Origin of the sequence: Nocardia sp. NPDC051911, from assembly GCF_040681035.1 — a bacterium.
GTDB lineage: Bacteria > Actinomycetota > Actinomycetes > Mycobacteriales > Mycobacteriaceae > Nocardia > Nocardia sichangensis.
In genome coordinates, this window is the sequence record NZ_JBFAXY010000050.1 from 1 (window position 1) to 12340 (window position 12340).

Sequence of the window (12340 nt, forward strand, 5' to 3'; positions counted from 1 at the left end):
GCTCGCTACCGCGTGCACGCGGGTTGTAACGGCTGGCTGTCGGCTCGGCCCGAATGCGCCCGCTTGGCCGTTCGTCGCGTACGCGGCGGCCGCGCCCACGCGAGCCGAGCCGCGAACGAAACAGGCTCGGTCTCGCTTCGCTCGAAAGACGTGGTCGGGGTGCGCTGGACGCGTCGTATCGAAGCTCGCTACCGCGTGCACGCGGGTTGTAACGGCTGGCTGTCGGCTCGGCCCGAATGCGCCCGCTTGGCCGTTCGTCGCGTACGCGGCGGCCGCGCACACGCGAGCCGGGCCGCGAAACGGCGGCGCGGAGAAGCGGGCACCGGTGTCGGTTTGACAACGCATCAACCCGGTGTGTTCGCCGCCTGCATCGCTCGTGCGGCGGCCGCTTGCTCCTCCGTCGCTTCGAGGCGGTCACTCTTGGGCACGCCGAGTCGCGGCGGCGCAATAGGCGCTCTGACTTCGCCCGGCATCGCGACCGGGCCCGCTGTGGTCACGCGTGAACGATTCGGCGCATGGACCGGCCGTCACCGGGCCAGGAAGTGCCAGCCGAGCCATGCCCACACGAGTACTGCGGCGATTCTCGTCGCCCGGGTGCCGGTCAGGTAGGCGATCGTCTCTCCCAGCGTTGCGATCAGGTCCCGGCGCAGGCGCGTGATCACTACTGCGGCGAGCGCGGCCGTCAGGAGCAGGGCGAATCCGAGGAGGACGGTGGTTCGATCGCTCATCCGGAGACCAGCCACCATCCGGCTGCGAGCCACAACAGCCATCCGGCGAATCGCAGCGGCCATTGTTCGAGCGCCGGGTCCAGCAGCGTGGACAGTGTCGGGTGTTCGTGGCTCGGCCGGTTCAGGGCGGGCTGCCGCAGAAGGGCGTAGACCTCCCATGCCGACGCCGCGACCAGCAGTGCCGACCACACGGCTGTGCCGCGCCTGAGCCGGGCAGTGGACGGGGGTCGCTCGATTCGCACGCGGAAGGCCAGCACCATCCCCGCGAGTGCCGCCACCGCCACCATCGCGGTTGCCTGCCAGCTGAACGGCCTGGTCGCGGCACCGCACGCCGCCAGCACTACCCACACCGCCAGCGGCGTCGCACGCCGTCGGAACCGATGCGCCGAGCGCGCTGGTTGCTCTGTCACATGCGCAGGATAAGACCCCGGTTGCCCAGAACGGGGCAGGCGGTTACGACCTGCGCGCGGATTTCCGGCGAGGCGACATCGCTTCCCCGCGGACCCGCGGTGCCTCGCTATCGGCCGCGTTCACCCGTCGGCGCGCAGCAGCCCCGAGATCAGCAGCAGCACCGATTGCTGGGTCTGGGCGCGGGCGAGGTCGGGGTCTTCGGCGTGCGCGACGATCAGGGACGCCTCGCTGACCACGCTCACGACGAGCTGGGCCAGCACGGGAACGGGGGCGTCGGCGATCAACCCGGCGGCGCGGGCACGCTCGAGTTGCGCGGTGATCAGGCCTAGGCCGTGGGCGGATTCGAATTCGCGCCAGGCCTGCCAGCCGAGCACGGCGGGGGCGTCGGTGAGGGCGATGCGCAGCATCGCCGGACGCTGGCAGATCTCGAGGAACAGCGCGAGGCCCGCCGCCATCCCGGCCATCACATCGTCGGAATCTACTGCGGCGATGGCGTTTTCGATCTCCTCGGTGATCTCCGCCTCGATCTGCTCCAGCACCGCGAGGAACAGTCCGCGCTTGTCGCCGTAGTGGTGGTGCAGCGCGCCCCGGGTGACGCCGGCCTCGGTGACCAACTCCTCGGCGGAGGCGCCCGCGAAGCCGCGCTCGGTGAACAGGCGGCGTCCCGCCTGTTCGAGCGCGGCTCTGGTCGCTCGGGAGCGGTCTTCCTGGCTACGGCGTGGCATGCAGCCGAGTGAACTCCAGAATCGATTCGGCGAGCAACTCGGGCTGATCTTCCGGCAGGAAGGTGTAGGAGTCGTCGATGAGCTTCAGCGTCGCGTCCGGCAGGTCGCGAGCCAGGCGTTCGGCGAACGACACGGGGAACAACCGATCCTCCCGCGCCCAGGCCAGCAGTACCGGAATGTCGACTTCGGCGAAGTGACGGGCGGCTTCCAGGGTGTATCGGCGATGCGCCGATTTCAGGAAGCGCCGCAGATCTTTCCGGATCGCGGCGGAGTCGCGGCTCGGCAGCAGGTAGGAGTCGACGATCTCCGGCGGGACCGGCCGTTTGGTGACCCAGCCGAAGGCCACCGGCAGCCGGTGTAGCGCGCGGATGCGCAGCAACTCGGTCAGCGGGCGCAGCGAGCCGGGAATCCTGGCCAGCAGCGGCAGCGTGGTGAACGGCTGCGGCAGGAAGCCCTCGTAGCTGTCCACCGAGGCGAGCACCACCCGGCCGACGCGGGAGCGGTCGCGGGTCAGCAACACCTGCGTGATCGCTCCGCCGGTGTCGTTGGCGACCAAGGTGACGTCGGTGAGGTCGAGGCGTTCGAGGAACGCGGCGATGAGATCGGCGACACCGGCCGGAGTCAGTTCCGCGTCCGGCACCGGGATCTCGTGCGAGCCGAGCGGCCAGTCCGGCGTCAGGCAGCGATACCCGGCCGCCGCGACAGCGGGCACCACCTTGCGCCAGAGGTCCGCGTTGACGAGCAAGCCGTGCACGAAGACGACAGGGGCGCCCGCACCCGTCTCGTGGTAGCGGATACGGCCGCCGGGCAGGTCCACATCGTGGGTGCGGCCTAGTGCTGTGCTGGTTGCCATGAGTCCTCCCAGTGGTCTCGGTTCCCGACCACTGTTACATACATACCGTATGTATGTCTAGACCCGCAGTGCGCGGCGGATCAGCTGAACACCGCCTTGACCGCGTCCTTCGACGCCGTCACCGCGGTCGCCAGAGAGGCGACGCCCGCCACCGACTCCCCGACCGCGTAGAGCACCCCCGTGAGCACGATCCGATTCGGTCGCTCCTTCGCCGCCTCGGCCGCCGCCCGCCGAGTCGTCTCCTCGACCAACTGCCGTTCCGCCAGATCGATGTCACACCGGCTGATCCGGTCGAGCAGATCGCTCAGGGAAGACCGCAATTCCTCCACCGCCTCCGCTGCCACCGCGTCGTACCTTCGGCGTGAACGCACGCCACATCTGCGGCAGAACGCGTAGTCGTCCCGGTTGGAATGCTGGCACTCGGCGCATCGCACCTCGCCAGCCAAGCATTCGCCCGCCGCCGAGCCGATCACAATCCGGGTGCCGTACCAGGTCTGACCGGCTGTCACGGCACCCGGGTTCCATTCGGCTCGATACGGATACGTGCCAGCAAGACCTTGCCGATGGGAGGCGTCAAGACGGCACCCGGCAACAGCGTCTCGAGATCTACTCGGTACCGGCCCGACGACAATCCGCTGCCGCAGGCGATCAACCGCCCGGCCAGACCGGCCAAGGCTTCCGCGAGCGTGACCGCGGCGGCCAGTCCGTCGCGGTCCCTGTGGAGTGCGTTGCGCAGCAGAAGGCGCTCGGTTGCACGGATCCTGCGAGCAAGATATTGCGAGCTAGGACGGTACCGAGGCAAGCATCGGTGAAAAAGACTGTCGACCAAGCTATTACGCACCAAATGTGCTTTTCGGAGTGCCAGATCCCACATCGATGATCCCCCCGCGACCGTCTCTCCGAGGTCCATACTTGATTCCTGTTCCAGCACCGCCGACGCGACAGAGAACTCTCCACCCGGGGGACCATGAGAGGGGAACCGATTCATGCGACTTCTCGTCGTCGCACCGCTCGGAGACGTCATCGAGCCGACGCCGTCGACGTCGTTCCCTGCGGCGGATGCCGCCGTCGCGCCACCGAGCGGAACGGGCAGGGCGCTGATGCCGGACCGGGAGTGCCGAAAGCGGGCTGTGCCGTCAGGTGAATCGCGGACCGAGGACATCGGCGTGCCCATTTCGGCGGCACCAGCTGATGAGGTAGTGCGCGTGCTCACCGCACCAGCGAAATACCGCGCCCTGGGTCAACGGCGTGCCCTCCGGCAACTCCTTCCGAGCGAGGATGATCGGGCCGATATAAGTATTGGTCGCCTTGTTTGCGGTGTTGAGACCGACACGAGCGACCTGGGCGAGAGAGTTGTAGTCCCACGCCGACTTGGCCGCGATCGCACCCGCCAGCCGGCCCGCCGTCTCGCCACGCTGTTCGGTGAACAGCGCGCACAACGCGGGCGGCCCTTGCGGCGGCGGCGCGACCTGGTCGCTGCGGCCGGTCGCGGCGCGCTGAATGGCATCCAGCAGCGCGGGCACGCCGGAGGACTTGTCGTAGAACTCGGCGATTTCGTCCGCGCGCAGCCGCGCCTCGTCGAGATGATCGCTCTCCATGCTGTGCCCTTGAGCCGCGAGCAGGACCTCGCTCTGCCGTTTGGTTTCCCGGAGCAAGTCCAGAACATCCAAACCGTCGAACCGGTACTCCATTTCGGGTTTGTTCCAGATCAGATCCGAGATGACCACATCGAACCGGAAACGTCCCACGATTCGACCGCGCACCTCGTCGACGTCGGAGGCGACCGCGACGGTCGACGCCGGAAAGTACTGCGACAGCACAGGGGCGATGATTCCGCCCAACGGCGAGGCGACAAGCACTCGTAAGTTCGGTTCCATAGCGCGATCTTCATCGCTGCCGACACTCGTCGGCAAGACTCCAAATGTCTATCGAACCGGTAGGTTTCGTAATGCGTATCGCACAGCAAGATCTTGCTCGCCCGGCCGGTTGACGAGTGCCGCAGCCGGCGATCCGGCGCTCGAAGACTACCGATCGCCGACGCGTCGATGACCTCATCGCTTTTCGATTCCTCGGCGGACGACTCGGGTACTGCAAGATCTTGCTGGAAAACGAGTGTTCGAGCAATATTCCAGCGACACCCCTCGGAAGCGGCAAAAATCGGCCCACCGGCCGGAATACGGGTCGGAAATCACCGCGAAGTTCGCTGATCAATCACCCACGGCGACTTATATGCTTTCAATCCGGTGCGCCACCCGAGCCTGTCGCACCGTTCCCGCTACCGGAAGGACCAGCAATGGCCGAAATGTGTCCACAGTGCAGCAAGAAGACCGGAATGGATATCGGCGAGAAGGATCGTCAGGGGTGGCAGAAATACCAGTGCCAGATATGCAAATACGAATGGAAGGCACCGAATCCCTGATCGTTCTCGCCGACCGTCCGGCGCCCGTCGTGCGGCTTATCCGATGAGACCGCGGGGAAAATTGTTCCGGTCTCGAATTTTCGCAGTATCAATTCGCGTGCATCGTCACCAGATGCATCGGGAGGGCAATCAGTGGCACACACCGTCGGTATCGATCTCGGTACCACGTATTCAGCGGTCGCCGTCGTCGGCGCGGGCGGGAAACCGGAGATCCTGGTCAACCGGGACGGCGAGCGGATCACGCCTTCGGTGGTCTTCTTCGACTCCGACAGCGTGCTCGTCGGCTCGATGGCCAAACGGTCCGCGGCGACCGCGCCGCTGGATGTCGTGCAGTTCGTCAAGCGGCAGATGGGCAATCCGGACTGGCGATTCGTCACCACCGATGATCGCGCCTATTCGGCCGAGGAAGTCTCGGCGCTGATTCTCAAACGGCTGAAAGACGACGCCGAATTGATCCTGGGGCGGGGGCAGGTCACCGACGCGGTGATCACGGTCCCGGCGTTCTTCGACGACGCGCGCCGCCGGGCGACCAGGGACGCGGGAACGATCGCCGGACTCAACGTGCTGCGCGTGGTGAACGAGCCGACCGCGGCCGGGTTGGCCTTCGGGCTCGACCTCGGCCGCAGCGGCACCGTCATGGTGTACGACCTGGGCGGCGGCACGTTCGACGTCACCGTGATGCGGATCCGCGACGGCGTGTTCGACGTGCTCGGCACCGATGGGCTGCACGAACTGGGCGGCTTCGAATGGGACAACCGGCTCATGCGACACCTCAACGAGGAGTACATGGCTCGAGGCGGCGGCGATCTCGACGACGCGTTCGAGACCCAAGCCGATCTGCGCGAGAAAGCAGAACTCGCCAAACGCACCCTGAGCTCCGCCGGATCCACGCGAGTCGTGCTCAGCCACAACGGCGTCACACACACGCTCACCGTCACGCGGGAAACGTTCGAGGACCTCACCAGCGACCTGCTGAACCAGTCGCGCGACCTGACCCATTCCCTCGTGGAGGAATTGGGCCTGAGCTTCGCCGACCTCGATCACGTCTTGCTCGTCGGCGGCTCCACGCGCATGCCCATGGTGGCGGCGATGCTGGAGGAACTGACCGGCAAGCCGCCGTTGCGGGCGGGCAACCCCGACGAACTCGTGGCGCTCGGCGCTGCGATCCGCGCCGAAGCGGAGACGTCCTCGAGCACGGCGCCGAAGCCGGTCATCCTCGACGTCACCTCGCAGGCGCTGGGCACGGTCGCCCTGAACGACAACCGGGAACCGAAGAACAACATCGTGATCCCCCGCAACACCAAGATCCCAGCCAAGGCGAGCAAAGTGTTCGGCACCGTCGCCGACGGCCAGACCGAACTGCGGATCTGCGTCACGCAGGGCGACGACGAGGATCTCGACTACGTCCGGTTCGTCACCGAAGGAAAGTGGCCCGACGGCGGGCAGCTCTTCGCCATTCCGCCCTATCCGGCGAATGCTCCGGTCCAGATCACATTCCACTACGACATAGACCAGACCATTCAGGTCGAGATCACGGACCTCACCGCGGACAAATCGCTCGGCACGTTCGAGGTCGACAACGTCGCCAACCTCAGCGAGGGCGAAATCCGCGTCGCACGCACGAAGAACGAAGACCTCGAGGTGAATTGAAGCATGACCACGACAACCGAAGAATTCGTCAACTACTACGAAATCCTCGGCCTCGCCGAGACCGCCGACCCGGATGCCATCAAGACGGCCATCCGCGAGCAGCGCAGAATGTGGAACAAGCGCGCGGGCCAGTCGGATCCCGTCAAACGCGCGCAGGCCGAAGCCCGGATACGGCACCTCGGTCAGGCCGAGCGCGTGCTGCTCGACCCGAACCAGCGGCGGCAATTCGACCAGCAGGCCAGGCAGTATCGTCCGGCGAGTAATCAGCCCGCGCCCGTGGTGCAGGGCGGCCGGGACTGGCTGAGTCTCGCACGCGAGTATTTCGAGCGCGGCAACGCTCCGTCCGCGTACTACTGCGCCCGCGAGGCGATCTCGGTCAACGGTGCGAACCACGAAGCGTGGGCGGTGCGGGCGAACTCGTCGTTCGTCATGGGCAACTACAAGGACGCCGGCTTCGAATTCCGGGAGGCCATCAGCCTCAAGCCCGACAGCCCGGAATACCACTTCGACTACGCCGAAGCGTTTCTCGCCACCGGGGCGCTGAACGAAGCGCTCGGCGAATACGAGACGGCGCTGCGTCTCGCGCCCGGCGAGCCGCTGTACCGCACCGCCATCGCCAACGTCTACCTTCAGCAGCACAAGAACGACAAGGCGCTGGAACTGATGGAGGACGTGGTCCGGCACCATCCGAACGAGCAGATCTTCCAGTACTACCTCGCGCTCGCGCTGGAGCAGGTCAACCTGGGGATGTGGTCGGAGCTCCGCAGCGGGGCGTACTGCATCACCTCCGAAGCCCAGATCGCCGTCACGCACGAAATGTCCGGCCGCGCGTTGAAACTCCGGTTCGACGACGCGCCGCTGCGCGCCTCGCTGCAGGAGAACATCGAACTCGCCGAGCGGGCCGCCGTGGCCAAGTGGTTCCACAGCGGTGCGGGCGCGTGGGCGGTGGCCCTGGTGATCGGCCTGGCGCTGATTCCGGCGAAGGGCATCGGCCTGCTGATCGTCGCGGGCGTCATCGCCGGCTACACGCTGACCCACCGGATGCCGGTCTGGAAGCACAACTCGAAGCGATACGACATCGCCAAGCGCGGCATATGAATGCGGCTCCGGACGTGGGTGATCCGCTGACCGCGCTGGCCGGGGAGATCGCGCAATTGCGTGATCTCTTCCAGCGCAGGCTGCTGGAGGACAAGGCGAAGAATCGGGCGTTGGACGACCTGCACGAGCAGCTCGCACTCGCGCGCGGCGGGCTCGCCGAACAACTCCTGGCCCCGCTGTTTCGCGAGCTGCTCAGACTCGTCGATCGCGTGACGGCACTGAACGACGACGACGCCGTGCTCGGCAGCATCGTCGGCGAACTGCACGAACTGCTCGAACGTCGTGGCGTCCGGCGCGTGCCCGCCACGGCCGACTTCGATCCCGAGGTTCACGAAGCCGTCGCCGTCGCCGAGGCTTCCGGCAGATCACCGGGCACGGTGCTGCAGGTAGTCCGGCACGGATACCTCATGGGTGAACGCCTGCTGCGGCCGGAACAAGTCGTCGTCGCGGCGCGCTCCGCGCGATCGGAGTCCGCCGTTCCCCCCATCGAAAGGTTCGAATAATGCGCAAGACCCTCCGCGTAGCCGTTCTCGTCTCCGCTTCCACGGCGTTCCTCGCCCTCGGACTGCCGAGCGCATCGGCGTCCACCACCGTGAGCGGCACGATCGGCTGCATCAACAGCGCGTCGCCGGTAGGAGTCTGGGTTCAGGCCAAGACATCGAAATCGGGATGGGCGCGGACCAAGCTTCCGGTCCGGCTCGGCGGCCACTCCAAGGTCGACTACTCCTTCGAGCTCGACAAGGGCGGCGACTACCAGGTGCATGTCGGGTGCGGGGGAACGCCGCAGAAGTGGGCGAAATCCCTGAAGTCCAAGAATGTCTCGGGCACCAAGAACGACTTCCTTTGCAACGACATGGACCGGCTGTCGGTGGCGGCGTTCAACGCTCTGGTCGGCCGGATGTTCGGCCGGCCGGACCTCACCCAGGGCGTGCCCTACGGCGAGTGCAAGCACATTCCGTGACATGAATACTCGGACCTTCTCGGCCAGAGCACAGGCCCGCTGCCGCCGATCTTCTCCGCGGCGGCACGCAGGCGCCGGACCGATTCCGCGTCCTCTGTGGTGGGTCATCTGGAAGACCCAGCCGAGCGAGTAGGTTCGATCGCACAGGTCGCCGTTCGGTGCGCGATCGAAACCGGGCGGGGTCGATAAGGACGGCGGCAACCGACACGACTGGATACGCCAGCTGTTCGATCGGTTCCCGACCGGGTACGCCTGGCGACTGCTGCCCGCCGAGCTCGTCCCCTGCGACAATCTGGACGATTGACCAATATGGCGCTACCGTCTGTAGATCACGACGAGACGGAGCTCACATGACGGTGTCCGATCCTGCCCACGTATCCGGCACGCGGGAACTGGGCCTGGCCGAACTGGCGGCCGCGATCGCGAGCGGCGCGATCACCTCGACCGCGGCGGTCGGCGGCGCACTGGACCGGATCGACGCGGCGCAGGGCACGCTCAATGCCTTCCGGATCGTGCGCCGCGAGCGGGCCCTGGCGGAGGCCGCCGACGCCGACCGGCGGCTGGCCGCGGGAGAACGACTGCCGCTGCTGGGCGTGCCCGTCGCGGTGAAGGACGACACTGATGTCGCGGGCGAGCCGACCGCGTTCGGCTGCGGCGGCGACTTCGCACCGAAGACCGAGGACGCGGAATCGGTCCGGCGCCTGCGTGCCGCGGGCGCGGTGATCGTCGGCAAGACGAACACCTGTGAACTCGGACAGTGGCCCTTCACGAGTGCCGCGTGGTTCGGGCACACCCGCAATCCGTGGGACCGCGGCAGGACGCCGGGCGGGTCCTCCGGCGGAGCTTCGGCTGCCGTCGCCGCCGGATTGGTCCCCGCCGCTCTGGGTTCCGACGGCGCGGGCTCGATCCGCATCCCTGCGGCCTGGACGAACCTGGTCGGCATCAAACCGCAGCGCGGACGAATCTCCACCTGGCCGGAAGCCGAAGCGTTCTACGGGCTCACCGTGAACGGTCCGCTGGCGCGTACCGTCGCCGACGCGGCGCTACTGCTGGATGCGGCGGCCGGTCCGCACCAGGAAGATCTGCACACCCCGGAGCCGATCACCGCGTCGGACGCCGTCGGCCGGGACCCGGGAAAGCTGCGAATCGCCCTGTCGCTGCGTATCCCCTTCACCGCGACCAGGACCGCGCTGGATCCCGAGGTCGAGCGATCGGTGCGCGGCACCGCCGACACACTGCGCGCGCTCGGACACACCGTGACCGTGGCCGACCTGCACTACGGCATCCTGATCGGCGCTTCCTTCCTCCCGCGTTCGCTCGCCGGGGTCCGGCGGGTGTACGACCGCATGCCCGGTCGGGAAGTCGATCCGCGCACCACCGCCAACGCCCGAATCGGACGCGCGCTCGACGGCCCCGCCCTCTACGCGGCACGGCAGCTGGAACCGCTGCTGCACAAGCGAATCGGCCACTTCTTCCGCGACTACGACGTGGTCCTCGCCCCGACCACCGCCACCCCACCGCCCCGCGCCGAGGAAATCGACGGCATCGGCGTCAACGCCACCAACAACCTCATCACCGCGGCCTGCCCCTACACCTGGCCATGGAACGTCCTCGGCTGGCCCAGCATCAACGTCCCCGCAGGCTTCACCGACACCGGCCTCCCCGTAGGCGCCCAACTGATGGGCACAGCAAACTCCGAACCCCTCCTGATCTCCTTGGCCGCCCAACTCGAATCCGAACTCCAGTGGCACCGCCACCGCCCCGCCCCGTGGTGGTGACCCGGACCATCGACAACTCGGCGTCCGTGTCCGGGCGTTTCGGCATGCGCAGCGGGAAGTTCAGTCCGTCGGCTGCGCCGGATCGGCCTGGCCGCCGCAGAACACCTCGTCGACGAGCCTCTGGGTCGCCTGCTGGAACGGCACGGCCAGGGACATGGCGGCGTCGTCCGCGTAGTTCAGGGTGCCGGTCAGGGTCTTCTTGCCGTCGGGTGTGCTGTACATCAGCGCCGCGTGACCCGCTGCGCCGCCGTTGTGGGTGACGACCGTGCCGCCCAGGCCGGTGTCCTGCACGAATACACCGAGGCCGTAGCCCATGTTCGGGATGCCTGTCGGGTGCGGTGCGCACATCTCGGCCAGCAACTCGGCAGGCAGCAGCTTGCCGCTCATCAGCGCGGAAATGAAAGTTCGCAGGTCCTGGGTGGTCGAGATCATGTCACCGCCGCTGGAGATCCAGGAGGGGTTGTGGCTGGTGACGTCGACCGTCTTCTCCTGCCCTGCGTCCTCGTATCGGTAGTAGGCGTGGGCGTGCGGCTCCGGGAGCTCGGTCTGGGTGGTCGGGGCCACGGTGCCCGACAGCCCGAGCGGCCCGAAGATCAGCCGCTGCATCTCCTGAGCGACCGGGCGGCCGGTGACCTTCTCGATCAGCAACCTGGCCAGCACGTAGTTGGTGTTGGAATAACTCCAGCCCGTGCCTGGTTCGAACCGCGCGGGCTTGGACAGCGCCAGCCGCACCAGCTCTTCGGGCTGGTAGGTCTCGAACCGGTTGTCCACCCACTCTTTGCCCGCGGTGGTGGCGGGGATTCCCGGCACGACGGTCCCGTCTTCGTAGTACTCGCCGGTGAAGTTGAACACCCCGCTGGTGTGCTGCAACAGCATCCGCACCGTGATCCGCGAATCGAGTTCGAACTCGGGCAGGTAGTGGGCCGCCGGGTCGTCCAATCCGATCTTGCCCTCGGCCACCAGTTGCAGGACCAGAGTCGCGGTGAAAGTCTTTGTATTGCTGCCGATCCGGACGTGCCCGTCGGTCGGCGGCTTCGCGGTCTCGCCCAGCCTGCTCACCCCGGCGCTGCCGACCCACTCGCCCCGCTCGTCGTGCACGCGCAGCGTGATTCCGGCGAAACCAGAAGCGACGATCTCATCGAGGGCCTTCTGGAGTTGCGGGCGATCCGGCCCGGCGGCAACCGTTCCGTTGTCGGCACCGGCCACCCCGGCGGCATCGAGCGCCGCGATGATCCTGCGGGCCATCTCGGCCGTGGCCGGGCCGGGCTCGCCGTGGTGCGGCTGGGCTGCTGCGTCGACGGCGATGCGGACGGTGCCGCGGAAGTTGTCGGCCTCGGCCGGATCGTGCCGCTCGAGCAGGTGCACGGCCGAGGTCAGGGCAGGCAGTACCTGGTCGGCGAGTTCGGCGACGGTCTTGCCCTTCAACTGGATGTCCTTGGACTTCGCGGCGAGCACGTGCCCGACCAGGCCGGTCGCCGACGTCAGGGCGATGGAGCCGTTCGTCGCGGCCACGTGCGGCGTGCCGGTGGCGGCCATCAGCGACAACGCGCCGTACGCGGCGGTCCGCAGCGTGCTCTTGTCCTGGTCGGAGAGGGTGGTGGTGGAAGTCGCGATCGCTGTGCTGTTCATGTGACTACTGTCGCGAGCCCGGCTGATACCGAGCTGACGCCGTTCTGACACGACCACTGACACGGCACTCGCCTCGAGTACAGCCGAC

13 protein-coding genes are annotated in these 12340 nt (G+C 67.3%); 5 read left to right on the forward strand and 8 right to left on the reverse strand.

Annotated features, from left to right (window positions below; genetic code table 11):
- Positions 1–527: 527 nt before the first annotated feature.
- The 7 genes from AB0L97_RS35990 to AB0L97_RS36020 all read right to left on the reverse strand — a co-directional run bounded on the left by AB0L97_RS35990 (position 528) and on the right by AB0L97_RS36020 (position 4594).
- Positions 528–728 carry a DUF6186 family protein gene (locus AB0L97_RS35990; protein ID WP_355072472.1) on the reverse strand — a complete coding sequence of 67 codons (201 nt, stop codon included), beginning with the start codon at positions 726–728 and terminating at the stop codon, positions 528–530.
- Positions 725–1138, reverse strand: a complete 414-nt coding sequence (locus AB0L97_RS35995; RefSeq protein ID WP_355072470.1) for a hypothetical protein — start codon at positions 1136–1138, stop codon at positions 725–727. Before AB0L97_RS35995 ends, AB0L97_RS35990 begins: the two co-directional genes overlap by 4 nt.
- A gap of 120 nt (positions 1139–1258) precedes the next feature.
- A complete protein-coding gene (locus AB0L97_RS36000) occupies positions 1259–1864 on the reverse strand; it encodes a TetR/AcrR family transcriptional regulator (protein ID WP_364438794.1) in 606 nt (201 codons plus the stop codon).
- Positions 1851–2717: an alpha/beta hydrolase gene (locus tag AB0L97_RS36005; protein WP_355072466.1), complete on the reverse strand. Its 867-nt coding sequence runs from the start codon at positions 2715–2717 to the stop codon at positions 1851–1853. Before AB0L97_RS36005 ends, AB0L97_RS36000 begins: the two co-directional genes overlap by 14 nt.
- Positions 2718–2797: 80 nt before the next feature.
- Positions 2798–3061 (reverse strand): hypothetical protein, encoded by a 264-nt coding sequence (locus AB0L97_RS36010; RefSeq protein ID WP_356966349.1) that lies wholly within the window; start codon positions 3059–3061, stop codon positions 2798–2800.
- Positions 3062–3222: 161 nt separating this feature from the next.
- On the reverse strand, positions 3223–3627 hold the full coding sequence (locus AB0L97_RS36015) for a hypothetical protein (RefSeq protein ID WP_364438799.1): 405 nt from the start codon (positions 3625–3627) through the stop codon (positions 3223–3225).
- 226 nt (positions 3628–3853) lie between these two features.
- Entirely contained in the window at positions 3854–4594 is a 741-nt protein-coding gene (locus AB0L97_RS36020; RefSeq protein ID WP_356966353.1) for a response regulator, read from the reverse strand.
- A gap of 674 nt (positions 4595–5268) precedes the next feature.
- Here AB0L97_RS36020 and AB0L97_RS36025 point away from each other — a divergent pair.
- The 5 genes from AB0L97_RS36025 to AB0L97_RS36045 all read left to right on the forward strand — a co-directional run bounded on the left by AB0L97_RS36025 (position 5269) and on the right by AB0L97_RS36045 (position 10623).
- Positions 5269–6786: an Hsp70 family protein gene (locus AB0L97_RS36025; protein ID WP_364438803.1), complete on the forward strand. Its 1518-nt coding sequence runs from the start codon at positions 5269–5271 to the stop codon at positions 6784–6786.
- 3 nt (positions 6787–6789) lie between these two features.
- Positions 6790–7884, forward strand: a complete 1095-nt coding sequence (locus AB0L97_RS36030; RefSeq protein WP_364438806.1) for a tetratricopeptide repeat protein — start codon at positions 6790–6792, stop codon at positions 7882–7884.
- On the forward strand, positions 7881–8387 hold the full coding sequence (gene grpE / locus AB0L97_RS36035) for a nucleotide exchange factor GrpE (RefSeq protein ID WP_364438809.1): 507 nt from the start codon (positions 7881–7883) through the stop codon (positions 8385–8387). The genes AB0L97_RS36030 and grpE overlap by 4 nt, the downstream gene beginning before the upstream one ends.
- Entirely contained in the window at positions 8387–8845 is a 459-nt protein-coding gene (locus tag AB0L97_RS36040) for a hypothetical protein (RefSeq protein ID WP_355072453.1), read from the forward strand. Before grpE ends, AB0L97_RS36040 begins: the two co-directional genes overlap by 1 nt.
- 350 nt (positions 8846–9195) lie before the next feature.
- On the forward strand, positions 9196–10623 hold the full coding sequence (locus tag AB0L97_RS36045; protein WP_364438814.1) for an amidase: 1428 nt from the start codon (positions 9196–9198) through the stop codon (positions 10621–10623).
- A gap of 60 nt (positions 10624–10683) precedes the next feature.
- Here AB0L97_RS36045 and AB0L97_RS36050 read toward each other — a convergent pair whose 3' ends face one another.
- A complete protein-coding gene (locus AB0L97_RS36050; protein WP_364438817.1) occupies positions 10684–12252 on the reverse strand; it encodes a serine hydrolase domain-containing protein in 1569 nt (522 codons plus the stop codon).
- Positions 12253–12340: the final 88 nt, after the last annotated feature.